This window comes from Xanthomonas sp. 3793 (assembly GCF_024806835.1).
Taxonomy (GTDB): Bacteria; Pseudomonadota; Gammaproteobacteria; order Xanthomonadales; family Xanthomonadaceae; genus Xanthomonas; species Xanthomonas arboricola_F.
Map to the genome: position 1 here is coordinate 677,779 of NZ_JANTYU010000003.1, position 26,965 is coordinate 704,743.

General features: G+C 66.8%; 20 protein-coding genes, 1 tRNA gene and 1 other RNA gene. 14 read left to right on the forward strand and 8 right to left on the reverse strand.

Translation table 11 applies throughout. The features are described from left to right. Positions 1–472 precede the first annotated feature (472 nt). Positions 473–2,101, forward strand: coding sequence for a GGDEF domain-containing protein (locus tag FHY18_RS13245; protein ID WP_259155878.1), 1,629 nt, complete (start codon positions 473–475; stop codon positions 2,099–2,101). Positions 2,102–2,601: 500 nt separating this feature from the next. Here the strand turns inward: FHY18_RS13245 and FHY18_RS13250 are convergent, their stop codons facing one another. After that, on the reverse strand, positions 2,602–3,543 hold the full coding sequence (locus FHY18_RS13250) for a DUF808 domain-containing protein (RefSeq protein WP_259155880.1): 942 nt from the start codon (positions 3,541–3,543) through the stop codon (positions 2,602–2,604). A gap of 252 nt (positions 3,544–3,795) precedes the next feature. On the opposite strand from FHY18_RS13250, the gene FHY18_RS13255 reads away from it, so the two are divergent. After that, positions 3,796–5,520, forward strand: a complete 1,725-nt coding sequence (locus FHY18_RS13255) for an AarF/UbiB family protein (RefSeq protein WP_259155881.1) — start codon at positions 3,796–3,798, stop codon at positions 5,518–5,520. Positions 5,521–5,888: 368 nt separating this feature from the next. Further along, on the forward strand, positions 5,889–7,997 hold the full coding sequence (locus tag FHY18_RS13260; RefSeq protein WP_259155882.1) for a phosphoglycerol transferase I: 2,109 nt from the start codon (positions 5,889–5,891) through the stop codon (positions 7,995–7,997). A gap of 518 nt (positions 7,998–8,515) precedes the next feature. Here FHY18_RS13260 and FHY18_RS13265 read toward each other — a convergent pair. Beyond that, on the reverse strand, positions 8,516–11,023 hold the full coding sequence (locus FHY18_RS13265; protein ID WP_259155883.1) for a DUF3772 domain-containing protein: 2,508 nt from the start codon (positions 11,021–11,023) through the stop codon (positions 8,516–8,518). Between the two features lie 200 nt (positions 11,024–11,223). Between FHY18_RS13265 and FHY18_RS13270 the strand changes: the two genes are divergently transcribed. After that, positions 11,224–11,565 carry an HPF/RaiA family ribosome-associated protein gene (locus FHY18_RS13270; protein ID WP_259155887.1) on the forward strand — a complete coding sequence of 114 codons (342 nt, stop codon included), beginning with the start codon at positions 11,224–11,226 and terminating at the stop codon, positions 11,563–11,565. Positions 11,566–11,966: 401 nt separating this feature from the next. Here FHY18_RS13270 and FHY18_RS13275 read toward each other — a convergent pair. Beyond that, positions 11,967–12,043, reverse strand: a tRNA-Arg gene (locus tag FHY18_RS13275). Positions 12,044–12,335: 292 nt separating this feature from the next. Here FHY18_RS13275 and ubiA point away from each other — a divergent pair. Next, complete coding sequence (gene ubiA, locus FHY18_RS13280) at positions 12,336–13,235, forward strand: 4-hydroxybenzoate octaprenyltransferase (RefSeq protein ID WP_259155888.1); 900 nt, start codon at positions 12,336–12,338, stop codon at positions 13,233–13,235. A gap of 245 nt (positions 13,236–13,480) precedes the next feature. Here ubiA and FHY18_RS13285 read toward each other — a convergent pair whose 3' ends face one another. After that, positions 13,481–14,206 (reverse strand): ComF family protein, encoded by a 726-nt coding sequence (locus FHY18_RS13285; protein ID WP_259155889.1) that lies wholly within the window; start codon positions 14,204–14,206, stop codon positions 13,481–13,483. Between the two features lie 49 nt (positions 14,207–14,255). On the opposite strand from FHY18_RS13285, the gene bioB reads away from it, so the two are divergent. The 6 genes from bioB (at position 14,256) to bioC (ending at position 19,959) form a co-directional block, all read left to right on the forward strand. Further along, positions 14,256–15,290 (forward strand): biotin synthase BioB, encoded by a 1,035-nt coding sequence (bioB, locus tag FHY18_RS13290; protein WP_259155891.1) that lies wholly within the window; start codon positions 14,256–14,258, stop codon positions 15,288–15,290. 193 nt (positions 15,291–15,483) lie between these two features. Further along, positions 15,484–16,689, forward strand: a complete 1,206-nt coding sequence (bioF, locus tag FHY18_RS13295) for an 8-amino-7-oxononanoate synthase (RefSeq protein ID WP_259155892.1) — start codon at positions 15,484–15,486, stop codon at positions 16,687–16,689. A 321-nt stretch (positions 16,690–17,010) separates the two neighbouring features. Beyond that, positions 17,011–17,394 (forward strand): hypothetical protein, encoded by a 384-nt coding sequence (locus FHY18_RS13300; protein WP_259155893.1) that lies wholly within the window; start codon positions 17,011–17,013, stop codon positions 17,392–17,394. A gap of 28 nt (positions 17,395–17,422) precedes the next feature. After that, the gene (gene bioH / locus FHY18_RS13305) at positions 17,423–18,184 is read left to right on the forward strand and encodes a pimeloyl-ACP methyl ester esterase BioH (protein ID WP_259155895.1); all 762 of its coding nucleotides are present in this window, start codon (positions 17,423–17,425) and stop codon (positions 18,182–18,184) included. 44 nt (positions 18,185–18,228) lie between these two features. Continuing rightward, entirely contained in the window at positions 18,229–19,011 is a 783-nt protein-coding gene (locus tag FHY18_RS13310) for an SDR family oxidoreductase (protein ID WP_259155897.1), read from the forward strand. A 63-nt stretch (positions 19,012–19,074) separates the two neighbouring features. Further along, positions 19,075–19,959 carry a malonyl-ACP O-methyltransferase BioC gene (gene bioC / locus FHY18_RS13315; RefSeq protein WP_259155898.1) on the forward strand — a complete coding sequence of 295 codons (885 nt, stop codon included), beginning with the start codon at positions 19,075–19,077 and terminating at the stop codon, positions 19,957–19,959. Positions 19,960–20,128: 169 nt separating this feature from the next. Here the strand turns inward: bioC and FHY18_RS13320 are convergent. Further along, positions 20,129–20,204, reverse strand: a non-coding RNA gene (locus tag FHY18_RS13320) — sX9 sRNA. A 101-nt stretch (positions 20,205–20,305) separates the two neighbouring features. Here FHY18_RS13320 and lpxO point away from each other — a divergent pair. Beyond that, positions 20,306–21,211 carry a lipid A hydroxylase LpxO gene (gene lpxO / locus FHY18_RS13325; RefSeq protein WP_259155899.1) on the forward strand — a complete coding sequence of 302 codons (906 nt, stop codon included), beginning with the start codon at positions 20,306–20,308 and terminating at the stop codon, positions 21,209–21,211. 390 nt (positions 21,212–21,601) lie between these two features. Here lpxO and FHY18_RS13330 read toward each other — a convergent pair whose 3' ends face one another. From FHY18_RS13330 to FHY18_RS13340, 3 genes are all read right to left on the reverse strand, one after another. After that, entirely contained in the window at positions 21,602–22,021 is a 420-nt protein-coding gene (locus tag FHY18_RS13330; protein ID WP_259155900.1) for a nuclear transport factor 2 family protein, read from the reverse strand. Positions 22,022–22,262: 241 nt separating this feature from the next. Further along, positions 22,263–22,880: a YdcF family protein gene (locus FHY18_RS13335; protein WP_259155901.1), complete on the reverse strand. Its 618-nt coding sequence runs from the start codon at positions 22,878–22,880 to the stop codon at positions 22,263–22,265. Continuing rightward, positions 22,865–23,824 (reverse strand): pyridoxal-phosphate dependent enzyme, encoded by a 960-nt coding sequence (locus tag FHY18_RS13340; protein WP_259155902.1) that lies wholly within the window; start codon positions 23,822–23,824, stop codon positions 22,865–22,867. Before FHY18_RS13340 ends, FHY18_RS13335 begins: the two co-directional genes overlap by 16 nt. A gap of 158 nt (positions 23,825–23,982) precedes the next feature. Here FHY18_RS13340 and FHY18_RS13345 point away from each other — a divergent pair, with 158 nt between their 5' ends. Next, on the forward strand, positions 23,983–24,447 hold the full coding sequence (locus FHY18_RS13345; RefSeq protein WP_259155903.1) for a hypothetical protein: 465 nt from the start codon (positions 23,983–23,985) through the stop codon (positions 24,445–24,447). 598 nt (positions 24,448–25,045) lie between these two features. Beyond that, complete coding sequence (gene mnmG, locus FHY18_RS13350; protein ID WP_259155904.1) at positions 25,046–26,950, forward strand: tRNA uridine-5-carboxymethylaminomethyl(34) synthesis enzyme MnmG; 1,905 nt, start codon at positions 25,046–25,048, stop codon at positions 26,948–26,950. Positions 26,951–26,965: the final 15 nt, after the last annotated feature.

Sequence of the window (26,965 nt, forward strand, 5' to 3'; positions counted from 1 at the left end):
GTCGTAAAGTGGGTGGAGACGGAAAACGGCGAAGCGAAAACCATCGTCTGCCGATGTGGCCAGACGACCTGCTACGAATGAGGAGCGGGGGCGACGCGCGTACTCCACGTCGTCCTTGGAGATGAATCTACACCCCGTACAAATAAAATATGCGTGAACATGTGCTGACTTTTCTGCGACAGCCACATTCCTTTACGCACAGTTGCGCAGGTCCGCCGGCATAAGCGATGCATTGCAGTGCGATGACATCCCCGCATCGGTGCATGGATGCCTTGATGCACCGAATGCGGGAGAGCGCGGCAGCGTTCGTCGTCATCTGCGTAACTTGTTCATCCGAGCGTTCGGTGGATGCCACGCAGCGTGATGGCGCCAACGGATGCATGCTGTGCGTTGCGCCATACGGTGCGGCACGCTCAAGCGACCCGCATGCGCGCCGATAACCAGCGATAGCGTCGACCTTTCGAGACCTGGCATGGCTGACCAGCCTGAACTTCCAAGCCGCCCGCGTGGCGGGCTGCGCCGTCTGTTGCCCTGGGGCGGCGCGGACACCGCGCGCCCGGTCGCTGCGCTGCCCAGCGTGCGCGGCAGCGCCCAGGCCGCGCCGGGGCTGGCGGCACATCAGTTGGTTCCCGCCAAGACCAAATCGGGCGCGCACGACCCGGCGGCCGCCACCGCGCTGCTCATCCGCCTGTTTTCGCATGCTGCGCATCCAGAAGCGCTGCTGCTGGCGTTCGCCGAAGGCATCGCCAGCCTGCACGGCGAGCTCGGCGACATGGGCGTGCGCCTGGGCGCGGCCTATGCGGCCGGCGACTGGCATGGCTACGGCCGTACGCTGCGCCAGTTGATCGACAAATACATCCGCACCATCGATATCGGCGACTCGCTGGCCGAAGGCCGCACCGAAGCCGAACAGCTGCGCGACCTGCTGCGGCATGCGCTGGGCAATGCCCTGGCCACTCTGTTGCAACGCAGCCCCGAGCTGGCCGAAGAAGCCCAGACCCTGGCCTCGGCCCTGCGCCATTGGCGCCCCGGCCATGAGCTGATCACGCTGGAGCAGCGACTGCGCGAGCTGAGCCATCAGATCGGCCTGCGTGCCGACGATGCCAGCGAACAACAGAACCTGTTGCTCGGCTTGTTCGACCTATTACTGGAGAACGTCGGCGAACTCCTCGACGATCGCAGCTGGCTGCAGGGCCAGATCTCGGTCGTGCGGCAATTGTTGGCCGGGCCGCTGGACGTGGAATCGATCGAGCAGGCGCGCGGTACCCTGCGCGAGGTGATCTACAAGCAGGGCCTGCTCAAGCAGGGCATCGCCGATTCCAAGACCGCCATGCGCGAGATGATGGTGTCCTTCGTCGACCGGCTCGACGGCATGGCCACCAGCACTGGCGAGTACCACGACCGCGTTGCCGGCTATTCGCAGGCGATCGGCGACGCTCGCAGCATTCCCGATCTCAATCGCCTGCTGCAGGACGTGCTGCAGGACACCGCCGGGGTGCAGGCGCAGGCGCTGGCTGCGCGCGACGAGTTGCTTGCAGCACGCCGTCAGGTCGAGGACGCCGAACAACGCATCGCCTCGCTCGAACAGGAACTCAACGCAGTGGCCGGACTGGTGCGCGAAGACCAGCTGACCGGCGCGCTCAACCGGCGCGGCTTCGAAGAACTGTTCCAGCGCGAAGCGGTCCGCACCCAACGCAGCGGCCAGCCGTTGTGCGTGGCGATGCTGGACCTGGACGATTTCCGCCGCCTCAACGAAGCCCACGGCCATGCCGGCGGCGACGCCGCGCTGCGCCATACCGTCGACGTCGCCAAGGCAGTGCTGCGCACGACCGATGCCATCGCCCGTTTCGGCGGCGAGGAATTCGTGTTGCTGCTACCGGACTCGACCATTTTCGAGGCCAGCGCGGCGGTCATCCGCTTGCAGCGCGCCCTGGCGCAGCGCTCCCTGCTGCACGAGGACGTGCGGATCTTCATCAGTTTCAGTGCCGGCGTCGCGCTGCGACGCCCCGACGAAACCCAGGACGAGCTGGTCCGCCGCGCCGATCGCGCCATGTACGACGCCAAGGCTGCGGGGAAGAATCGGGTGATCAGCGCCGAGTAGCCGCAGACCGCGGGCGATTGTCTTGCGTGGCAGCGCGCGGATGGGTTGAGAGCATTCGGGTCTTCGGCCCTGCAGTGCCACGCGTCGCCGCAATCGGACAAAACCCTGCCGATGTGAGCCACCGCCGCGATCGGTTCACCGCAAGCCGCCGCCAAGCCAGGCCATGCAGTGCCATGGTTCGCCGCTAAAGATCAGCCTTGATCGCAGGCGATAGACCGCGCGCGATCGGATCGCTTGATGCAGCCCTCCCTTCAATCGCTGCCGGCTGCACATGCCAGCCAATGGCACGTCTTGCTCCACTGGGCGAATGGGTGGCTCACTGTTTCAGGCTTTGCGCACGCCACCGTCGAAGCCAAACTGGCGTGGCCGGAACGGAATCGGGGGATCGCGATCGCCGCACCTCAAAGCCGACTGCGCCAACCCGGTCTTACGCCCATCATCACCGTAGGGCCAACACACGCACCGCTGGCGCTATCGCCTGCCAGCACTGCAGCGAGCCGTCAGTGCGCGGCCTTGTTCCCGCGCAGCTTCTGGAACAGCATCACCGCGCCCAGCACGACCGCACCGGCAACCACGCCGACCACCATGTTGCCCAGCGCTTCGACCAGCCAGCCCATGCCGCCAGCGGACTTGGCCAGGTCCACCACCACGTGATGCAGCATGGGGATGTTGTGCACCAGGATGCCGCCGCCGACCAGGAACATCGCCAGCGTGCCGGCCACCGACAGGAACTTCATCAACCACGGCGCCGCCACCAGGATGCCGCGGCCCAGCGCGGCCAGCGAGGCGCCTTTCTTGGTCAGGTACAGGCCCAGGTCGTCCAGCTTCACGATGGCCGCCACCAGGCCGTACACGCCGATGGTCATCGCCAGGGCGATCGCCACCAGCACCGCCACCTGCTGCCCGAACGACACGCCCGCCACCACGCCCAGCGACAGCACGATGATCTCGGCCGACAGGATGAAGTCGGTGCGGATCGCGCCCTTGACCTTGTCCTTCTCCAGCGCCACCACGTCCACGCTCTCGTCGGCCAGCGCGCGGGTGCGTTCGGCATGCCGCTGCGCGTCTTCGTCTTCGCTGTGCAGGAATTTGTGCGCCAGCTTCTCCACGCCTTCGAAACACAGGTAGGCGCCGCCGATCATCATCAACGGCATCACCAGCGGAATGTTGTAGCCGCGCCCGTGCAGCCAGGCCTCCAGCGCGCTGATCGCCAGGGCTGCCGGCACCAGGATCACCTTGTTGACCAACGAGCCCTTGGCCACCGCCCAGACCACAGGCAGCTCGCGGTCGGCGGTCACGCCGGTCACCTGCTGCGCGTTGAGCGCCAGATCGTCGCCCAGGACGCCTGCGGTCTTCTTGGCCGCGACCTTGGTCAGGATGGAAACGTCGTCCAGCAAGGTGGCGATGTCGTCGAGCAGGGTGAACAGGCTGGCGCCGGCCATGCGGAGGTCCTTCGTGGTGGTCGTGCGTGGGTGAATGTGAATTCTCGCCGATCCCGCGCCCGGATGGGGTGATGGCGCGCCATTGCGCGGTCGTTGCATGCCGTTGCCGGGCGATTGCCGGTGTTGCCTTCCCCTGGACAGACACGCGCCAACGCAGCACCGGCAGCGTCCGCAACTGCGGCGGCGGGACCTGGGTTCACCGGCTGACGACCCGGCGCTGGCCACACTCGCTGCTCGCATGACGCACCGGAGATGGCCTTGAGTCCGAATGACCCGCACCGCACACCGGCCCCGGCGACGCACGTGGCCGACCATGCCGTGGTGGGCGGCATGAGCCGGCGGACGCAGATCCTGCGCCTGTTGCTGCGGTACCGCGGGTCGGGTGTGTTTGCCGGCATGAACCTGGATCCGGCCGCCATCAACGAGTACGAGGTGCCTGCCGAAGGCACGCCGGACCAGTTCGTCTCCGACCTGGAATCGCTTGGCCCCACCTTCGTCAAACTCGGCCAGATGCTGTCCACGCGCCCGGACATCGTGCCGCCGGAGTTCGCCACCTCGCTGGAGCGCATGCAGGAAAACACCAGCTCGGTCCCGGTGGAGCGCATCCGCCAGATCATCGAGGAAGAACTCGGCGTGTCGGTCAACAAGGCCTTCTCGCACTTCGACCCGGTGCCGCTGGGCTGCGCCTCGCTGGCGCAGGTGCACCGCGCCGCATTGCGCGACGGCACGCCAGTGGCGATCAAGGTGCAAAAGCCCGAGGTCGCCGCGCAAGTGCGCTCGGATCTGGACGTGCTCAAGAGTTTTGCCACCGCCGCCGACCGCCTCACCGGCATCGGCCGCCGCGTGCGCTTTGCCGACTGGCTGGGCGAATTCGGCAAGACCTTGCGCGCCGAACTCAATTACGAAGACGAGGCCGAAACGCTGGTGCGCTTCGGCAAGCATCTCAAACCGTTTCCGTTGTTATGGGTGCCGCAACCGATCTGGGACCTGAGCAGCCGCAAGGTGCTGACCATGCAGCTGGCCGAAGGCGTGCGCGTGGACAAGATCTCCGGCCTGCGCCGCACCGAGCAGCCGATGGACAACCTGGCGGCGGAGCTGGTCAAGGGCTATCTGGATCAGATGTTCGTGCATGGCGAAATCCATGCCGACCCGCATCCGGGCAATCTGCGCGTATTGCAGGACGGACGGCTGGCCATCTTCGACCTGGGCATGGTCGCCCATGTGCCACCGCGCCTGCGCGAACGCCTGCTCAAGCTGTTGTTTGCCGCCGTCGACGGACGTGGCGAAGAAGTCGCCGAAGAGACCATCGCGCTCAGTACGCGGCTGGAGGATTACGACGAAGACCGTTACCAGCGCGAAACCGGGCAGATGATCGCCCGCTACGCGGCGCACGACACCACCTCCGAAGGCCGCGTGGTGCTGGATCTTGTACGTATCGCCACGGCCAATGGCCTGCGCACGCCGCCGGAGCTGAGCCTGCTCGGCAAGACCTTGTTGAACCTGGAAGGCGTGTGCCGCGCACTGTCGCCCCATCTGGACACACGTCGCATCGTTGAGCGCCACCTGCAGCATGTGATGCGGGCGCGACTGAAGAAGTCACTGTCGGCCGCCAACCTGGCCAGCGAAGCGATGGAACTGCAGCATCTGGTGCGGGAAGGGCCGCGCCGGATGTCGGAGATCCTGTCGCTGGCGGCGGAAAACCGCCTGCAGATGCGCGTCACCGGGCTGGAAGAATCGCATCTGATGGAAAGCCTGCAGAAGATCGCCAACCGCGTGGCGGCCGGCATCGTGACTGCGGCACTGATCATGGCCTCGGCACAGATGATGCGCATCGAAACCGGCCTGAAACTATGGGGCTATCCGGCCATTGCGATGGTGCTTTTCCTGCTCGGCGTCTTCCTCGGCCTGGGCATCGTGCTCAGTGCATTGCTGTTCGACCGCCGCGTGCGTGCACGCGAAGAACGCGGGCATCGATAGCGCCACACACAGCCCTCACCCCCGCGTAGGAGCGCACCCGGGCGCGACATGGCTTGCCAAGGCAGCCCCGTCAAGCTGCCAAAGCGAATCGGGCGGTAAGGGGTTATCGCGATGTCGCCTTTATGCGAGAAGCGCGCCAAGTCCGAAATGCAGACACCGCAACTCTGTAGCGAGCGCCACAGCGACCAGATGTTCGACAGCGCGTCCAATCCGCCACGCTGCGACGACGGCTTAACGCGAACAAACATTTCAGTCAGCTTCAGCGCGGCATAGTCCGTCATCCGGGTGTCACATTGGGTGTGGCGCACAGGACATGGCGAGCAAGGCGTCCGGTACGCGCTCGCATCATTCCCCCACGGACGCTGCGCATGCATTGGATGTTGTTGTTTTCGTTGTTGCTCTTGCTGTGGCTGTTGGTCGCCTCGCCGCGACTGGCATGGCTCAAGGCCGGCCTGCTCTCGCTGTTTTTGCTGCTGCTCAGCGCCTGGGGCTTGATCGACCGGCTCAGCGGCGACGGCATCAATGCGGCCACGTTGTACCACCTGCGCGCAGACATGGACGGTGCCGGCGTCAGCGATTTTTCCGGCTATATCGCCGTGTTCATCGGCATGCTGCTGCTCTCGTTAAGCCCGCTCATCCTGGTCAGGGTGCGCCGTTTCCGGCGCCCACGCGGCGGCGGTGTGGTGTTCGGATCGTTTTTGGCGATGCTGTTGGTCAGCATTGCGGTGAGCCCGCTGTATCGCGACGGCAAGCGGCTGTACTACCAGCTGCGTCCGGTCGATTACGCCACCGTCGTGCCGGAATACCAGGTACCGCAGCAACCGCTGCAAAAGCGCAAGAACATCGTCTGGATCTACGGCGAAAGCCTGGAACGCACTTACTTCGACGAGTCGGTCTTTCCGGGCCTGATGCCCAACCTGCGCGCGCTGGCCACCGAGGCGGTGGACGTACGCAACCTCACCTCCACCGAAGGCAGCGGATGGACCATTGCCGGCATGGTCGCCTCGATGTGCGGCGTACCGCTGACCACCGCGCCCGGCGATGAAAACAGCATGGATCGCATGGGCATGTTCCTGCCCGAAGCGCGCTGCCTGGGCGACTACCTCAAGGACCAGGGCTACCGCAACCACTACGTGGGCGGTGCCGATGCCAGCTTTGCCGGCAAGGGCCGCTTCCTGTCCAGCCATGGCTTCGATGTGGTGCACGACGTCAGCTACTTCCGCGACAAGGGCGTGGCGCCGAAACACTTTTCCGCCTGGGGCGTGCACGACGATGTACTGCTGGACGATGCCTGGGACAGCTTCCAGACGCTGTCGCGCGCCGGCCAGCCGTTCATGCTCACGACGCTGACCATGGACACCCACCACCCGGCCGGCCATCTGCCGCTGGCGTGCAAGGGCCAGCACTACGACAGCGCGCTGGGCGACATCGGGCTGCTGCATGCGATCAAGTGCAGCGACCGGCTGATCGGCGAGCTGGTCACCCGCATTCGCAACAGCCGCTACGGCAAGAACACCATCATCGTGATCGCCTCCGATCACCTGGCCATGCCCAACGATCTCAGCGACGTGCTGGCCAAGCAGAAGCGCGAAAACCTGCTGCTGTTCCTCGGCAAGGACATCGCTCCGCAACAGCTGGTCACACGCGCCGGCAGCACGCTGGATTCGGGTGCAACACTTCTGCAACTGCTTGAGCCGGGCATGCGCACGCTGGGCTTCGGCCGCTCGCTGCTGGCCAGCGATGCGCCTCCCAGCGCCAGCGTGGCGGCCAGTCGCGACAGCGGCAAGGACTATCCGCGCTACCTCGCTTTCGCGCGCACGCTATGGACCGGGCAAGGCACGCGCCTGCTGCGCGTCAACGGCAATGGCGATGTGGTGCTGGGCGTGCAGCAGGTGCGTCCGCCGGTACTGCTCGAATACGACGAAGACACCAACCTGAAGACGGTGTATCTGGAAAACACTTCGCGTCAGTTCGACCGCACCCATACCGAAGGCACGCTCGCCTACGTCGACCGCTGCACGGCGTTCGAAGACGGCTCGGCCGATGGCGACTGGTGCGCGCTGGTGGTCGATCGCCAGCAAAGCATGAAGCTCTACCGCGACCAGGACCTGACCCGCGGCATTGCCGTCGATGCGCCCCTGGATGCCACACCGCAGGGCCCGCGCCCGCGCGTGCGCCAGCCGATCATGCTCACCCAGGCATCGCGCAAGACCGCTGCCGGCCGCTACATGCTCGAGCTCTACGCAAAGCGTCGCCCCACCCGCGCGTTCTGGGTGGAAGCGGTGTCATCCGAGCGCAAGGTGGTGCTGGCCCAGCAATGGGTGGTGCCAGATGCCGCCGGACGTATCCGCATGCCGGTGGGTCTGGAGCATGCGGTGGAAGATCTGGAGATCCGCGCCTGGCTGGACTACACCGAAGACGTCAGCGTGGACGATCTGGCCCTGGTGAAACAGACCCAGGTCGCGGATCGCTCCTGAGTCGGGCCGTCGCCCTGGTCCGAGGCCAGGCGATGTGGATGTGGATGTGGATGTGGAAGAGGCAGAAGTAGAAGCAGAAGCAAGGGAAGGCAAGAGCGAGGCTGGAGCTGGAAGCCAAAGCATGGGATCTGCGGCCTGGCTGCAGGGCCCTTGCCCGCTCACCATCGCGGGACACGCCGCAAGTACGTCCCTGTAGGCTCTTACGCGGCATCCATGCCGCGTAAGGTCCCGCGACGGTGAGCGGGCAAGGACCTGTCGAGATGGTCTGTATGCATTTTTTATACAGCAGCCAGCACAGGGTCCTCACCGATTGCGGGACCGTGTGGCATGGATGTCGCCACCTAGCCCCCAGGGATGGGTTCACGGCGTGTCCCGCAAGCGGTGAGGGCACCGCGCCTCGACCAACCAGGCTGTTTGACTATCCGGGAACACCGCTGCGATTCGGAATCTCGGTTGTCTGCACCAGTTGGACGATGCCCACTGCAGCGCCTGCCCGCACGGTGCATGCACGCACCGGCTCAATCTTCCGATGCAGGCGTTCCATCGCCCTGGTCACGCGCCACCGCTGCACCTGCACGGCTGAAGCGGATTTCCTGCGGCGATTGCAGCGCAATTCCCACCGTTTCCATCCGCTGCAACAACGCGAAGAACAGCTCGCTACGCACCCCGTACGAATCGCGCGGGCTGCGCACATAGGCGAACGAATTGAAGTTGACGTGCCCGCCGGCCAGCGAATCGATGAACACCGCGGGCGCCGGCTCGGCCAGCACCTTGGTGTGCTCGGCAAACAGTTCCAGCAGCATGTCGCGCACCTTCGCCACGTCGGTTTCCAGCGGCACCGAGAACTGCAGCTGCACCCGCCCCATCGGGTTGGACAGCGTCATGTTGCGCACGCTCTTGGTGATCAGTTCCGAATTGGGCACGATCAAGGTGGAGCGATCGCCTACCTGGATCTCGGTGGCACGCACGCTGATCTTGCGCACATCGCCTTCCTGGTCGCCAATCCGCACCCAGTCGCCGATCTTCACCGGCCGCTCGGCCAGCAGGATCAACCCCGACACGAAGTTTTGCGTGATCGCCTGCAGACCGAAACCGATACCCACCGACAACGCACTCAACACCAGCGCAAGCCGCTTCAAGTCCAGACCCAGCGCGGTCAGCCCCCACACCACCACCACCAACCAGCCCAGATAGCGCGCCACCGTGCTGATCGAGTTGCGCGCGCCGGCATCGAGCTCGGTCCTGGGCAGATAGGTGTTGAGCAGCCACTGCTGCACCACGTGCACCACTCCCAGGCCCACGACGAATACCAGCAACGCGCGCACGACCGCGGCCGGTGTGATGGTGAGCTCCTTGCCGATTTCGATGCCGTGCGAGACGTTCTCGGCCCAGCCGGTGACCGCCGAGAGATTGGCGCCATACGGCGTGATCAGCGCCGCGATTCCCAGCAGGATCAACACGACACGGAGGACGGCAGACAGCAGCAGACCCAGCTGTACCAGACGTCCGCTGCCCATGCCCGAGGCATGCGCCAACGCACGATTGAAGCGCCCTTCCGGATTGAACACCCAGGTCAGCAGGTCGTCGGCAAACACAACCAGCAAACCGAGCAGGCTGCAGATCAGCGTGATCCAGATGATCTGGCGCGCGATGAACAGCGATAGATTGAGATAGCCGAACAACGCCGCCAGCAGCGACACGATCACCGCCACATGCCCCAGCAGGCGGATCAGCACGATGACCCCGCCGCCACGCGAGACCACCGGTGGCGGCTCGCTGCTATCGTCGCTGGCGGCCCCGGCGCTGGCCGCGCGCGCGCGCAACGACAGGCTCAGTCCGGCCAGTGCCGACAGGATCAGGCCGGCGTACAACAGCGCGGCCACTGCGTCGGTCGCGGTGGCTGCGGCGGCACTGGTACGCGCCACCTCGTTGAGCTTCATCGCCATGCCGCTGAACCAGCTCACCGCGGCGGTGGCCAGGCAATGCACGCGCAGCCGGTCGACGGTGGCGTCGTCCAGCGGGAACAACCGCCAGGTGGGTTGGTGCTTCATCAACAGACTGGCACTGAGCGAGCCGACGAAGGCCGCGATGAAGCTGATGAAGACGAGCGTATCCAGCAACTCGTCCAGATCGGCCGGCACCTGAGCTATGGCACGCAGGCTTTCGGCCAGCACCCAGGCCGCCATGCCCAGACTGAGCGTGCCGACCAGCAGGAACCACAGCGCCAGGCCGGAACGTCGCAACCGCCCGCCCGGCGCACGCGACGCGGCATAACGCCGCCCCAGATGACGCAGAAACATGCGTAACGGGAAGGCCAGCAGCAGCGCGATCGCCACGCCAGTCACCAGGCCGCCAACGCCATTGGCAGCGGTGCCGGCACGCACCGCCTGGACCGCATCGTCGTACAAGCCGCGCAGACGGGTACGATCGTCCGGCCATTGCTGCGCGATCTGCGACCACAGTGCCGGCGACAGCGGTGAGGCAACGCGCGTGGACAGCTGCACACTGAACAGCTGCGCGCGTTTTTGTTCCAGGCGATCTGCAAGTTCGCCTGCTTCGGATGCCAGCAGGTTGGCGCGCTTGAGTTCCGCATCCAGCTTGTTCTTTTCGCTGGTCAGCGCCTTTCGCTGATTTTTCAGATCCGGCGGATCTGTCTTTTGCTCCACGCCCAACCCGTCAAGCCGAACGCTGAGTTGTTTGAGCTGCGGATCCAGCTGACGCGCCAGGTCCTGTGCCTGCCGCTGCGCCACCGTCACCTGGTCGGTCAACGCACGCAGCAGGTCGGTATCGGCCTTTTCCAGCCCGGCCTCGCCCTGATCCAGCACCTTCTGCGCGTCGTCCAGCTGTCTCTGCGCGGTCTCCAGCAGGGAGTCATCGTCCTGGGCGAGCAGCGTGCCTGCACAGGCCAGCCACAGGACGCTGCACAGCAGCACCTGCAATAACACGCTCGAACGGGCGGACGGCACAGAACGAAATCGGGACACAGGCAGGCATCGGACAGGCGCAGGACCGCGCGGTGTCGGCATCTTAAGCCACCGCCCCCGCCCTGCTGCCCGCTGCTATGACGGCGATTCATGCGAACGCAAGCGCAGCATCCGCGAGTGCGGCCACCAGCCAACCAGTGCATGAACATGCGACGCCTTGTCACCTTGCGGCAACACCGGGCTGACGCAGAATCGAGTCACCGCTACGGCAGACGCAGCGGATGACCGCGAAGGAGAACTCCATGCAGATTCAGATCCAGACCGACAAGCACGTGCCGCATGACCCGTCCGTCGTGCAGCATGTCGAGAAGACCTGCACCGCCCAGCTGGCGCATTTCGCCAACGACATCACCCGCGTCGAAGTGCATTTGCGCGACGAGAACGGCCAACGCGGCGGCGCAGCGGATCGAACCTGCAGTATCGAAGCGCATGTCGCCGGCCTGCCGCCGATCGCCGCCACCAACAGCGCCGAAACCACCGCCTCCGCCGTCACCGGCGCCGCCCGCAAGCTGCGCACCGCCATCGAGCACGCACGTGGCAAGCAGCACGCGAGAGCGACCGCGCCGGCACCGGACGGCATCTGATCGCTCAAGGGCAGGGCGTGCGCGCCCTGCCCTTGAGCGAGTCCATCGCCGGAGCGAGTTAGGCGCACCATATTCTGAAACGCATGCCGTGGGAGCAATTGACCACAGGCTGGAGAGCAGTCCGCAAGGGACGCGTCGCAGGGTCACTGGCGCACCAGGTGCAAGCCACAGCGCTCATACACGAGGACATCCGGCCACCCTGGCTCTGCGACGTCAACGTTCGGTTCCAAAGCAGTGCAGCAGCGCTGCCAGCGCAGGACATCGCAGCCTTCGACACCAACGCGGGCGACATGCAACCCCAGCGGCTGGACAGAGCCGCTCAAACACCTGCAGCCCTGGCCCAGAAACGACTTCGGCCCGCTGCAGCGGAATGCCACTGCAGCGGGCCGAACGATGCGATCTGGTGCGCCCGGAGGGATTCGAACCCCCGACCAATGGCTTCGGAAGCCACTACTCTATCCGGCTGAGCTACGAGCGCCTGGCCGCGCATTATGCCAGAACCCGCGCCACCCGCGTGATGCCTTCGGCCGCTGGCATCCGCAGACCCGCTGGCGGGCGGTGCCCAACCTGCCCCGCAGACTCCCCCATGCGCAGCCCGCGCTAACCGGAGCAGCCGACACCGACGCAGCCACCAACCCCCACACGAACGGCTTCGCCGCAGTCCCGAGCACGGACGCCTGTCCGCGCCTATGGACCGACGTTCTTGCAGCCGGCACTTGCTGGCCGCACCCAGATGGCCGCATCCAGGGCGCGCTGCTACCCTTTGCAGCATGAGCAAGCATGGTTTCGAACAGGCACCGGCAGCGCCCGCGCTGACATGGTCCGAGCGGCTGGGGCAATACTGGAAGCTGGTCCGCGGCGATCGTCCGATCGGCAGCCTGCTGCTGCTCTGGCCCACCTGGTGGGCGCTGTGGCTGGCTGCGGGCGGCATGCCGCCGGTATGGACGTTGTTCGTATTCACCGCCGGGGTCTGGCTGACCCGCTCGGCCGGCTGCGTGATCAACGACTACGCCGACCGCTGGCTGGACCCGCACGTGGAGCGCACCAAGTCGCGCCCGCTCGCCACCGGCGCGGTGTCCGGGCGCGAAGCGCTGTGGGTGTTCGTGGTGCTGATGCTGGTGGCGTTCGGGTTGGTGCTCAGCCTCAACTGGCTGACCGTGGCGCTGAGCGTGCCCGGCGTCTTCCTGGCCGCGAGCTACCCCTATTTGAAGCGCCACACCCATCTGCCGCAGGTCTATCTGGGCATGGCGTTCGGCTGGGGCATCCCGATGGGTTTTGCCGCCATACAAGGCAGCGTGCCGTTGCTGGGCTGGCTGTTGTACGCGGCCAATATCCTCTGGGCGACCGCGTACGACACCTGGTACGCCATGGTCGACCGCGACGACGACCTCCGCATGGGCAGCAAGTCCACCGCCATCCTGTTCGGCAGGTTCGATCTGATCGCACAAGGCGTGCTGTATGCATCGATGTTCGCGGCCTTGGTGCTGGTTGGCTTGCGCGCCGGTCTCACTGTCGCTTACTGGGCCGGGCTGGGCATCGCAGCGCTGCTGGTGGCCTACGAATTCCGCATCGCCCGCCACCGCGAACGCGGCCCCTGCTTCCGCGCCTTCCTGCATAACAATTGGGTGGGTCTGGCGATCTTTGTCGGTATCGCGGTGGCGGTGCGTTAGAAAGCGGGATTCGGGATTCGGGATTCGCAAAGGCTGTGCGGCAGGCTTTCCGGGCAGGCGATTTCTTTGCAGAATCGCGCTGATGGACCACGCACCGACCTGTCCAGATAGGGCCCGGAGCGCTGAGGCCCCCTCCGCAGGCGACAAGCCCCTCTCCTGCAGGAGAAGGGTTGGGGTGAAGGTACGGACCGATGCAACAAGACCGCACCCGCCCTATCGAACGCGCACCGCTCCCAGCCGCACCATCACGGCACCCGCGCGCACACCCAGGCATCGACCCGCTGCACCCCCGCGCGCCGCAAGGCCTGCGCTGCCGCGTGCAGCGTGGCGCCGGTGGTCATCACGTCGTCCACCAGCGCCACATGTGCGGGCAGGGCGCCGCGTGCGATGAAGGCGTCGCGCAGATTGCGTTGACGCTCGACGGCATCCAGCTCCGATTGCGGCGCCGTCGCACGCACGCGGCGCAGCAACGGCAGGCACGGCAGCCGCAGCGCGCGGCCCAGCGGTTTGGCCAGCTCAAGCGCCTGGTCGTAACCGCGCTGGCGCAGCCGCTGCCGGTGCAGGCTCACCGGCACCAGGGCCTGCGGCCGCGGCAGGTGTGCGCAGCGCCTGGCCATCAGTTCGCTGAGCAGGCGTCCTGCTGCCAGGTCCTGATGGAACTTGAAGCGGCGCAGCAGCCCGTCCACCGGCCAGCGATACGTAAAGCACGCATGCACGCGCTGCAATGGCGGGGGCTGCTGCAGGCATTGCCCGCACAGCGCCACCCCATCGGAGGCGAACAGCTGGGTGGCACAGCACAGACAGGCGTGGCCGTGCTCCGGCAGTGCGGCCCGGCACGAGGGGCACAGGTCGCAATCGGACATGCCCGCTTCCGCGCAGACCAGGCACAGGCTTGGCAACAGCAGCCGCAACACCCGTTGCGGCCACCTGTAAACCGAGCCTACTTCTTCAAAGTTGACAGCCTCTTCCATGCTCACCAGACTGCCTGGCTTCCAAGCCGCTGACTGTCAGGAAACTCCGATGTCTGTTGTCGTACGCCATGACTGGGATCGCAAAGAGCTGCAGGCGTTGTTCGATCTGCCGTTCCCCGAGTTGCTGCATCACGCGGCCAGCGTGCACCGCGCGCACTTCGATCCGGCCGAAGTGCAGGTCTCCACGCTGCTGTCGGTCAAGACCGGTGGTTGCCCGGAGGACTGCGCTTACTGCCCGCAGGCGCAGCGCTACGACACCGGCGTGACCGCGCAGAAGCTGATGGAGACCGAAGAGGTCGTCGCCAAGGCGCGACAGGCCAAGGCCGCCGGCGCCTCGCGCTTCTGCATGGGCGCGGCCTGGCGCTCGCCCAAGGAACGCGACATCCCCAAGGTGGCTGCGATGATCCGCGAGGTCAAAGCCATGGGCCTGGAGACCTGCGCCACGCTCGGCATGCTCGACGCCGGCCAGGCACGCGCGCTCAAGGACGCCGGGCTGGACTACTACAACCACAATCTGGACACCGCGCCGGATTACTACGATTCCATCATCCATACCCGCCAGTACCAGGATCGGCTGAACACCCTGGAGCACGTGCGCGATGTGGGCCTGAAGACCTGCTGCGGCGGCATCGTGGGCATGGGCGAGACCCGCGAGCACCGCATCGGCCTGCTGCTGGCGCTGGCCACCTTGCCTGCGCATCCGGACTCGGTGCCGATCAACCAGCTGGTGCAGGTTGCCGGCACCCCGCTGCACGGCACCCAGCAACTGGACCCGTTCGAGTTCGTGCGCATGATCGCCGTGGCCCGCATCACCATGCCCAAGTCGATGGTGCGCCTGTCTGCCGGCCGCGAAGCGATGAGCGACGAGCTGCAGGCGCTGTGCTTCCTGGCTGGCGCCAATTCGATCTTCTACGGCGAAAAACTGCTCACCACCGGCAACCCGGACACCGAGCGCGACCAGGCCCTGTTCCAGCGCCTGGGCCTGAGCCCGATGCAGATCACCGTCGACGCCGCCGACCACGACCACCCCGGCACGGTGCATGCGGACATCACCTGCGGCGCGGCGTGCGAACACGCGGCCTGACGACAGCGCATCCCGATCCAGGATGAGCCTGCACGGCGCCTGGCCGTTCTCACTGCAGAAGGGCCAGGCGCAGATCCAAACCGGCGCAGGCTCACCGGCAAGCCAACCCGCCCCACCGGCCGTCGGTGCCGGCTGGGCGATGTGACCGCGGCACGCTACGCTAGCGGCCCTTCTTTCGTTGTCGAACTCCCTCATGGCTCGCCCCGATCTGCACGAACGGATTTCGTCGCTGCGCAAGTTGCGCGTCGCTCAGGAACGGGTGCGGGTGCGGCGCCAGGTCGGCCGCCGCGATGGCGTGCGGCTGGAGATCGACGGCCGCTGGCTGACCGGTTTCTGCTCCAACGACTACCTGGGCCTGTCGCAACAGTTCGAAGTGGTCGCTGCCCTGCAGGACGCCGCCGCGCGCGATGGCGCCGGCGCGACCGCCTCGCATCTGATCTGCGGCCATCACACCGCACACGAAACGCTCGAGCGCGACATCGCCGAGTGGCTGGGCTACCCGGCGGCGCTGCTGTTCGGGAGCGGCTTCATCGCCAATCTCGCCGTGCAGCAGGCCTTGCTCAGCGAAGAGGACGATGTCTGCGTGCAGGACCGGCTCAATCACGCCAGCCTGCTCGACGCCACGCGCCTGGCCGGCTGTCGGCTGCGGCGGTATCCGCACCTGGACGTGGAAGGTGCCATGCGCCAGCTCAAGGGTGCCCCCGAGGGGGCGGCGATGCTGGCCAGCGACGGCGTTTTCAGCATGGATGGCGATGTGGCGCCGCTGCGCGCGCTGAGCCTGGTGGCACGCATGCAGGAAGCGATGTTCTATGTCGACGATGCGCACGGCGTGGGCGTCCTGGGCCCGCAAGGGCGCGGCTGCGTGGCCGACGCCGGCCTGGGCGTTGCCGAAGTGCCGCTGCAATTGGTGACCCTGGGCAAGGCGCTCGGCGGCTACGGCGCGGTCGTGGTCGGCGAAGAGGCGCTGATCCGCCATCTGGCCGAAACCGCGCGCCCGTACATCTACACCACCGCCCTGCCACCGGCGCAGGTCGCCGCCACCCTGGCCGCGGTGCGGCTGGCGCGTCGCGACGATTGGCGGCGTGCGCGCCTGGTCGAACTGATCGGCACCTTCCGCGATGGCGCGCGTCGGCATGGGTTCGAATTGATGGCCTCCGACACGCCGATCCAGCCGCTGCTGTGCGGCGAGGAAGCCACGGTGATGGCGATGTCGGCCGCACTCGAACAGGCCGGTTTCATGGTCGGCGCGATCCGCCCACCCACCGTGCCCGAAGGCAAGGCGCGCCTGCGGGTGACCTTGTCGGCGCTGCACACACCGCAGCAGGTGCAGGCCTTGATCGAGGCAATCGTGCAGGCGCGCGATGTGGTCAGCCGGCAACCGCTGCGCGCTTCCGCTTGACGCGTAGCCGGGCAGTGCGCTCGTGCGCAACGCCGGACCGGCGCGGCCAGCGCCCAGACACTGGATGGCTCACGCAGACGGTTCGATGCGCGCGCATTTGCACGCACGTGTGCCGACTGCATGCAGACGTGCGTTGCCGCCGTTGATCGCACGGCACATCACCGCACCACCCGTCATGCGCGAACAATCACAGGCACCTGCACTGCCGATCAAGCCACTGCGGCCTCGCTTCCACCCGAGTGCAAGCAACCGGAATGTCGGCAGCTCCGCACCGATGCCGCAGCATCCACACCGGCAAACACTGCCCACGCACCCGCTGACATGGCAATGACCGCGCCCGAGACGCCAATCGCCTCACCGGCGCAACGCCGCGTCTGGGAGGCGTTGTCGCTGCTGTATCTGGACAGCGCGTGCGATGGCGAACACGCGCGCATTGCCCGGATCCTGGCGGCCTCGCCGTTTACGTTGCCGCAACTGCGCACGATGCTGCTGCACGAGGTGCACCCGGCGCTGATCGGCAACCTGCGCAGCGTGGCCGGTGTGTGGGAGGGCTTCGATCCCCGATGGCTGGCCGATACGATCGCCACGCAGCGCGCGCGGCGCTGGCGCTGGCCGGATCGTTGGTGCTGGCGCAGGTATGCGCGACAGCAATGGGCGGTGCTGGCGCCTGCGATCGCTGCAGAGCGCGCAGGTTCTGCACGCTGAGCGCGCGCCAATCGGCGACAATCCGTGCATGCATATCGATGTCATCGGCCATGGGCCCGCGCTGGTTCTGCTGCACGGTTGGGCGTTGCACGGCGGCGTGTTCGCACCGCTGGTGGAGCGGCTGTCCTCGCATTATCAATTGCACCTGGTCGACTTGCCCGGGCACGGCTTCAGTCGCGACGACACCACGCCGTTGGCCTTGCCGTATGTGGTGGCCGCGATTGCCGCGGCCACGCCGCCGGCGGTGTGGGTCGGCTGGTCGCTGGGTGGGCTGTTTGCGCTGCATGCCGCCGCCACTCAGCCGCAGGTGCGCGGGCTGGCGATGATCGCGGCAACGCCGCGCTTCGTGCGCGGCGCCGATTGGGCGGATGCGGTCGAGCGCGAGGTGTTCGTGCAGTTCGGCCAAGACCTGGCGCGCGATTACCGCGGCACCCTGGAGCGTTTTCTGGCCTTGGATACCCTGGGCTCGGCGCATGCGCGCGCCGAACTGCGCAGCCTGCGCGAAACGCTCAGCGCACGCGGCGCGCCGGCGGCCGATGCCCTGCAACAGGGCCTGGGCCTGCTCGAACGCACCGACCTGCGCCGCGCGTTGCCGCAGCTGGCGCGTCCCAGTCTATGGATTGGAGGGCAACGCGACCGGCTGGTGCCTGCCGCCGCCATGCATGCTGCGGCCGCGCTCGCGCCACATGCGCGGGCGCTCACCATCGCCGGCGGCGGCCACGCGCCGTTTCTCGGCCACGCCGATCAGGTGGCCGAGGCGCTGCAACGCTTCGTTGCGTCCGTGCCGTGAGCAGATCGCCGATCATGCGACCTCGCTGATCGAGGACGCATCGCATGGATCTTGGAATCGCCGGGCGCTGGGCACTGGTCTGCGCCGCCAGCAAGGGCTTGGGCCTGGGCTGCGCCCGCGCCCTGGCACATGAAGGCGTCAACGTAGTGATCGCTGCGCGTGGTCGCGCCGCCCTGGACCAGGCCGCCGACAGCCTGCGCGCACTGCGCGGCGCCGGAGAGGTGCGCAGTGTCGTGGCCGATATCGCCACGCCGGAAGGACGCGCCGCCGCGCTCGCGACCTGCCCGCAGGTCGACATCCTGATCAATAACGCAGGCGGCCCGCCGCCGGGCGATTTCCGGCAGTGGGAGCGCGAGGACTGGCTGCGCGCGCTGGACGCCAACATGCTGGCGCCGATCGAGCTGATCCGCGCCACCGTCGATGCCATGCGCGTGCGCCGCTTCGGCCGCATCGTCAATATCACCTCCAGCGCGGTAAAGGCGCCGATCGACATCCTCGGCCTGTCCAATGGCGCGCGCGCCGGCCTGACCGGTTTCGTTGCCGGGCTGGCGCGCAGCACGGTGGCCGACAACGTCACCATCAACAACCTGCTGCCCGGCCAGTTCGCCACCGACCGCCTGCGCGGCAACTTCGCTGCCATCGCGCAACAGCAAGGCAGCACTGCCGCGGAGGTCGCCGAGCGCAAGCAGGCAGCCATTCCGGCAGCACGCTTCGGCGAGCCGGACGAATTCGGCGCGGCCTGCGCGTTCCTGTGCAGCGCGCAGGCCGGCTATATCACCGGGCAAAACCTGTTGATCGATGGCGGCAGTTATCCGGGCACGTTCTAGCGCACCTGCCGATCGCACGCATCGATTCCCTCCGCCTCGCCCACCGGCGACAATAGCCTGGCAATGAACAGCACTTTCGACCCCCGCCACGTCCGCCGCGCCTTCGCGCGGGCCGCCACTAGTTATGCCGCCGCCGCCGCGTTGCAGCGCGAGGTGGAAACGCGCCTGCTCGAATCGCTCGACTACCTGGGCGAGCAGGTACCCAAGGTGGTACTGGATGTGGGTGCCGGCCCCGGTCATGCCAGCGGTGCGATCAAGAAGCGCTGGCCCAAGGCCCAGGTGATCGCCCTCGACCAGGCCATGCCGATGCTGCGTCAGGCGCGCAAGGCCGCAGGCTGGTGGAAGCCGTTCGCGCAGGTCTGCGCCGATGCGCGCGCGCTGCCGGTGGCTGACGGCAGCGTGGATGTGATCTTCAGCAATCTGTGCCTGCAGTGGGTGGAAGACCTGCCGGCAGTGTTCGCCGGGTTCCGGCGCGCGCTACGGCCGGGCGGGCTGCTGCTGTGCTCGACCTTCGGCCCGGAAACCCTGATCGAGTTGCGCGACGCCTTCGCCCAGGCCGATACCGCACCGCACGTCAGCCGCTTCCCGCCGATCGCGCAGTTCGGCGATGCGCTGCTGATGTCCGGTTTCCGCGACCCGGTGCTGGACCGCGACCTGTTCACGCTCACCTATAACGACCTGCCGGCCTTGATGCGCGAATTGCGTGCGATGGGCGCCACCAATGCGCTCAGCAACCGCCGCGCCACGCTGACCGGACGCGGCCGCTTTGCCGCTGCCAGCGCTGCCTACGAACCGCTGCGGCGTCCTGACGGCAGCCTGCCCAGCTCCTGGGAAGTGATCTACGCGCACGCCTGGGCGCCGGCACCCGGCGCGCCCATTCGCGAGCAGGGACACGATGTCGCCAGCGTCCCGGTAGCCTCGATCCCGATCCGCCGCCGCATCGACTAGCGGCGGTGCAGATCGCCGGCAGCAACGCAGCCGTTGCCGGCGAGACACACAGTTTTGCGACGACACCAATGCTGACCTGTCAGGCTCGGTCGCGACACCCGGTAGAATTCAGCAGTCAATGGCCGCATGTTCCTGTTGCGGCTTGCCTTTTCGACGCCTGAACCGGCGTGGTTAGCAAAATGCAGCACGCAGCCGTCAGGTGGCTGCAGACGGCGCGCAGGAATCTGCATGTACGCGTGGTACATGCCGGTTCCGAGTACCGGCAGCGCCCCCGCCCGGCTGCTGCACTGACGTTTTGATAGCCGCTCTTAGGTTTGCGGCCCCCGTCCCCCAATCGGCCTTCCCAATGTTGAAGTGGCTCATCATCGCGCTGTTCATCGCATCGGCGCTGTACATCCATTACCGCGGTCGCGTGCGCCACCGGCTCAGCCGGCAGTTGCTCGACCATTCCACCTTCATGGCGCCGATCAACGCGCTGATGTATCTGTGTTCGCGCGTGCCGACCACACCGTTCATCGATCCGGGCAAGGAATTCCCCGAACTGGCCCCGCTACGTGCCAACTGGCCGGTGATCCGCGATGAAGCGGTGGCGCTGCAGCAGATGCAGAAGATCCGCGCCGCCGACGGCTATACCGATATCGGCTTCAACTCGTTTTTCCGCCGCGGCTGGAAGCGCTTCTATCTGAAGTGGTACGGCACCGCGCACCCGTCTGCGGCCGAGCTGTGCCCGCAGACCACCGCGTTGCTGAAGTCCATCCCCACGGTGAAGGCGGCGATGTTTGCCGAACTGCCGCCGGGTAGCGAACTGCGTCCACACCGCGACCCCTTCGCCGGGTCCATGCGCCTGCACCTGGGCCTGGCCACGCCGAACGACGACCGCTGCTTCATCGACGTCGACGGCCAGCGGCATAGCTGGCGCGACGGCGAGTGGACCATGTTCGACGAGACCTATATCCACCACGCGCGCAACGACACCGACCAGGACCGCATCATCCTGTTCTGCGATATCGAACGCCCGATGCGCTGGCGCTGGGCGGCGGCGCTGAATCGCTTCGTCGGCCGCAGCCTGCTTTCTGCCGGCGCCTCGCCCAATCAGGAGGGCGACAAGACCGGTGGCATCAACCGCGTGTTCCGGTATTTCTACGCGGCGCGCCTGAAGGCCAAGGCGCTGAAGGAGCGCAACAACCCGCTGTACCAGGTGCTCAAGTGGAGCATCTTCGTGCTGGTGGTGGTCGGCATCGTGCTGCTGTAACGCCCGACCAAGCGCGTAGGAGCGCACCCGGGCGCGACCAGGCATGCCGGTGACGCCTCATCGCGCGCAAGCGCGCTCCTACGCACGTCTGGCCGTGCATGGCGATTGACTAGCGCAGGCCAATGCACCGTATGCGGTAACACCGGACCACCCGTGTAGGAGCGCACCCGGGCGCGACCAGGCATGCCGATGAGGCCTCATCGCGCGCAAGCGCGCTCCTACGCAGGCCTGGCCGTGCACGGCGATTGACCAGCGCAGGCCAATGCACCGTATGCGGTAACACCGGCCCCTCCGTGTAGGAGCGCACCCGGGCGCGACCAGGCAGCCGGTGAGGCCTCATCGCGCGCAAGCGCGCTCCTACGCTGGTCTGGCCCGTGCCCGTCGATGCACTCAGCGCGACACCTGCGCGATCCATTCCTGCAGGTTGTAGTAGTTGGTGACGCGGGTGATGGCGCCGTCGTGCACATCGAAGAACGCACCGCCCGGCAGCACATAGGTCTGCCCGTTGGCTTCCGGCAGCCCTTCGTCGGTGGTGTGGTAGACCCCGTGCACCACGTACTCGGCACCTACGCGCGTGCCGTCGTCGTTGGCGGTGATCACGATGTCGCGCAGCTGCTCGCGGTAGCTGTCGTTCATGCGTTGCAGAAAGGCCGCGAAGTCCGCGCGGCCGATCTCGCGTGCCCCTTGATTGAGATCGTGCGCCACATCGTCGGCCAGGAACGCCAGCATGGCATCCCAATCGCCGCGGTTGAAGGCATCGTAATAGGCCTGGACCAGGCCGATGGCGCGTTGCCGATTGCTCTCGCTCATGCTCGAACCTGCCGCTGGGAAAGCCGCATCATAGAGCGGGTTTGGCGCGCGCGCTGGGATGCGGTCAGCGTCCGCTCCATCGCTCGCGCCTCCCATCCTCGATGGCCGCGCCGTTGTGCAGCGCACATGACCGAACCGCTGCGGCCAGCGCCCGACCTGTCGGTGCGATATGCCTGAGCACTCCCACCTGCCACCTGCCGGGCAGTGCCAGCTCGATGCCACCGGATGAAACGCGGCAGCGTCAGGCCCCCTGCACCACCAGATCGCGGTGGAAGAAGTAGACCTCCTGCAGCAGGAAGCGCCAGCTGGTGTGGAAGCTGCGAAAGCGCGTACTCGGCGTGGACGAGGCCAGCGCATCCACTCCCAGTTCCTGGCATAGCCGCAGCGCGCGCGCCATGTGCAACGGGTCGCTGACGATGATTGCCCGGTGCATGCCGTGTCGCTCCATCAGCGCCCGCGCCTGCAGCAGGTTCTGGCGGGTGGTGCGTGAGCTGGTCTCGATCACGATCGCTTCCGGCGGCACGCCATGACGCAGCGCGTAGCGCCGTGCCACCTGCGACTCGGCAAAGCGCGCGCCATTGCCGAAGCCGCCAGTGAACAACAGCCGTGGCGCATAACCTTGCCCATACAGATCCAGCGCATGCCGGATCCGTTCTTCGAAGACCGGCGACGGGCGCGCATCGTAGGCGGCCGCGCCCAGCACGATGATCACGTCCGCCGGCGCCGCCTGATCGCGATCGCCCACCCAGACGATCCAACCGGCCACCGCCACCAGCCAGATCAGCGCCAGCATGCATAACCGCCAGCCCCAGCCCCACAGGCCGAGCCCGCGCGCACGCCTGCTCACGCGGCGGCCCACGGCAGCGCGTCCAGATCGACGTTGCCGCCGGACAGGATCAGCCCGACCCTGCGCCCGGCAAACCGCGCCGGCTCGGCCAGCACCGCCGCCAGCGTGATGGCCGAAGACGGCTCCACCACCTGCTTGAGCACCTGCCAGATCAGCCGCATCGCCTGTATCACGGCCGCGTCGTCCACCGTGATCACCTGCGCGTCGCTGGCCTGCAGCAACGCAAAGTTCGGCGCCCCGAGGGTGCCGCGCAGACCGTCGCAGACCGTGTCGGGCACGAAGTCGACCAGGCGTTGCCCGGCCGCCAGCGAGCGCGCGGTGTCGGCCGCTCCGCTGGGCTCGGCCAGCACCAGCGCGCAGCCCGGCGCAGACCGCAGCGCCAACGCCGCACCGGCCGCCAGGCCGCCTCCCCCGACCGGTGCCAGCAGCACATCCAGCCCGCCGCTTTGATGCAGCAACTCCAACGTGGCCGTGCCCTGGCCGGCGATCACGGCCGGATCGGTGTACGGATGCACCAGGGTCGCGCCACTGGTGGCCTGGACCTGGGCACACATCTGCTCGCGTGCCGCGATGGTCGGCGCACACCGCCATAGCGTGGCGCCATGCCGGGAGATATTGGCCAGCTTGGCGGCGACGGCACCTTCGGGCACCACCACATGACAGCCGATCCCACGCGTGCGGGCGGCCAGCGCCAACGCCGCGCCATGGTTACCGGAAGAATGGGTGACTACGCCGCGCGGCGCCAGATCGTCGGGCAGCGACCACACCGCATTGCAGGCGCCACGAAACTTGAATGCACCGCTGCGCTGCAGGTGCTCGGCCTTGAAGAACAGCTGCGCACCGCAGAATGCATCCAGGTGGTGCGAGGTCAGCAACGGTGTCGTCGCGCAGTGCGGCGCGATGCGCGCGGCAGCCTGCAGGACATCTGAATGGGCAAGAGGGACCGTCTCGATCATGCCTGCAAGATTAACGTATCGCTCCACTCTTCACGGCTCGCACGCACACCGCCTGCGCATGCTGGACCGATGAAAAAGCGCCACATTGCGGCACAGTTAAGGACCGATTCAACGCAACGGTTCGAAAGTGGGATCATGGTTGCAGGAGGGCACCATCCATGAAATTCCGTCTGATCTTCGCCGCCGGGCTACTGGCCCTGAGCGGCTGCGCAACCTACGACTACACCGGAGGTGGATCGGGTGGCTATTACCGTGGCGCGCCCGCCGTGCAGTATCGCTATCCACCGGGGTACTCGCCCTACTCCTACGGCGGCCCCTACGGCGCCCCCTATGGTGCCGGTGCGATCGGGCTATACGACTACCCGGTGTATCCGGTGTATCGCGGCGGTGGCTACTACTATCGACCGTACGATCGCCGCCCGCAGTACCGCCCGCAGCGCCCGAACGGCTCGTTCAACCATGGCCCGCGGCCGAGCGGACCGCGGCCGCAGCGCCCGAATTCGCCACCGGCGACTGGCGCGCCGCCCGCACGGCCGCCGGCACGGATCGGTGCACCGCCGCGCGTGATTCGCGAAATCCAGCGCCAGACCGCGCCACGCAACCCCCGCCAGCAAATTCCGTGACAAGCTGACTGCGACGCGCCCCACAAATGCCAACATTGGGGGCTTGCGTTCAGCCAGCACTTGGTTGCAAGCTAGGTGCTCTGTGTGACCTGCCGCGTCATGTTCTGACACAGCCCGCCTCACTGACCGACTTATGTCGATGTCCGACAGGGAAATCTGGATCCCCCCTGTTCCGGCCCTGTCGGATATCGGCGCCTTCAATGCATAAAGCCCCGGCATGCCGGGGCTTTATGTTTTTGTCGCACCAGAGGCGGTGTCGCTTCAGGGCCGTGCGGGTCTTACGCTTCGGCGCGGTCCAGAAATCGTGCCGGCGGTGCCGGGTTGCAGAAAAAAATAAGGGTCGGCAGTCCCCCGACTACCGACCCTTACGCTACCCCGTCGCACGCGCGGCTGGCCCCTGTTCCAATTCCAGCCTTTGCGCCCATGTCGCAATGCCACGACGGGTGCAGTAGGGATATCCGCACGAAACATGCCAACTTGAGGGTCACTATTCAATAATGTGACTCACATCACATATTTCGCGATTTAGTGACCACGCGAGCGCTTCAGCCGATACTTCCGCAGCCGCTTCCTTCTCTTTGCTGATCAGTCCAGACCCATGTCCGACCCTTTCTATCGCTTCGACGTCGTCGTGATCGGCGGCGGCCATGCCGGCACCGAGGCCGCGCTGGCGTCCGCGCGCGCCGGTGCCCGCACCTTGCTGCTGACCCACAACATCGAGACCGTGGGCGCGATGAGCTGCAATCCGGCCATTGGCGGAATCGGCAAGGGGCACCTGGTCAAGGAAATCGATGCGCTGGGAGGCGCCATGGCGCGCGCGGCGGATCTGGCCGGCATCCAGTGGCGCACGCTCAATGCGTCCAAGGGCCCGGCAGTACGCGCCACCCGCTGCCAGGCCGACCGCAACCTCTATCGCAACGCCATCCGTCGCATCGTCGAGACCCATCCCAACCTGACCGTGTTCCAGGCGGCGGTGGACGATCTAATCATCCACCACGGCGCAAGCGAGGCCGACAGCGTGCGCGGGGTCATCACCCAGACCGGGCTGCGCTTTGAGGCACCGGCAGTGGTGCTGACCGCCGGCACCTTCCTGGCCGGCAAGATCCATGTCGGCGAGACCCAGTACGCCGCCGGGCGCATGGGCGACCCGCCGGCCACCACGCTGGCGGCGCGCCTGCGCGAGCGGCCGTTCGCGGTCGACCGGCTCAAGACCGGTACCCCGCCGCGCATCGACGGGCGCACGCTCGACTACAGCGTCATGCAGGAACAGCCGGGCGACGACCCGCTGCCGGTGATGTCGTTCATGGGCCAGGTTGGCGATCACCCGCGCCAGGTCAGCTGCTGGATCACTCACACCACCGAGCAGACCCACGACATTATCCGCGGTGCGCTGCATCGCTCGCCGCTGTATTCGGGGCAGATCGAAGGCATCGGCCCGCGCTACTGCCCGTCGATCGAGGACAAGGTGGTGCGTTTTGCCGACAAGACCAGCCACCAGATCTTTGTCGAACCTGAAGGCCTGGAAGTGACCGAGATCTATCCCAACGGCATTTCCACCTCGCTGCCATTCGATGTGCAGCTGGCGCTGGTGCGCTCGATCCACGGCTTTGCGCAGGCGCATATCACCCGCCCCGGCTACGCGATCGAATACGACTTCTTCGACCCGCGCGGGCTCAAGGCCTCGCTGGAAACCAAGGCGGTGGGCGGGCTGTTCTTCGCCGGGCAGATCAACGGCACCACCGGTTACGAAGAGGCCGCCGCACAAGGCCTGCTGGCCGGCCTCAATGCCGCCCGTCATGTGCAGGGCCTGCCGGCCTGGTCGCCGCGCCGCGACGAAGCCTACCTGGGCGTGCTGGTGGACGATCTGATCACCCACGGCACCACCGAGCCGTATCGCATGTTCACCAGCCGCGCCGAATACCGCCTGCAGCTGCGCGAGGACAATGCCGATGCGCGCCTGACCGGCGTCGGCCGCGCGATGGGGCTGGTCGACGATGCGCGTTGGGCGCGGTATTCGGCCAAGCAGGAAGCGGTGCAGCGCGAAAGCGCGCGCCTGTCGGCGCTGTGGGCGACGCCGGGCAATGCGCTGGGCCGCGAAGTGGCGCAGACGCTAGGCGTGTCGCTCAGCCGCGAAACCAATGTGCTGGACCTGATCAAGCGCCCCGAACTCAACTACGCCACGCTGATGCGCGTGCCGACCCTGGGGCCGGGCGTGGACGATACGCAGGTGGCCGAACAGGTGGAAATCAGCGTCAAGTACGCCGGTTACCTGGATCGCCAGCGCGACGATATCGCGCGCCAGCAACGCCAGGAAACGACGCCGATTCCGGAAGGATTCGACTATGCCGGCGTGCGCGGCCTGTCGATCGAAGTGCAGCAAAAACTCGAACGCGTGCGTCCGCAGCACATCGGCCAGGCGCAACGCATCCCGGGCATGACGCCGGCAGCGATTTCGCTGCTGCTGGTCCATCTGGAGCGCGCGCGCCGCAGCCAGGTGGCGTAGCCGCCATGCGCCCGG